1 protein-coding gene is annotated in these 230 nt (G+C 57.4%); it reads left to right on the forward strand.

Features of this window, described 5'->3' with window-relative positions; all coding sequences use genetic code 11:
• Positions 1-230: hypothetical protein (locus KVT28_RS28690; RefSeq protein ID WP_217551503.1), on the forward strand; the 230-nt coding region annotated here is incomplete at both ends.

Below are 230 nucleotides of genomic sequence, written 5' to 3' on the forward strand. Positions count from 1 at the left end.
GCTCTCAACGACCGCGGTCAGGTCGTTGGCCAATCGTTTGTCGCCGGGGACTTGACCGCCCACCCGTTTCTTTGGCCTGGACAGGACGGCAAGATACAAGATTTAGGCACGCTTGGTGGGACTTATGGAACAGCACTCGCCATCAATGAAGCAGGAGAAACAGTGGGTTACGCCGCGATTGCAAAGGACCAGGCAGAGTTCGCGTCTCTTTGGAGGCGGGGCACAATTGC

This window comes from Pantoea sp. GbtcB22 (genome assembly GCF_019091025.1).
In the GTDB taxonomy this organism is placed as follows: domain Bacteria; phylum Pseudomonadota; class Gammaproteobacteria; order Enterobacterales; family Enterobacteriaceae; genus Pantoea; species Pantoea leporis.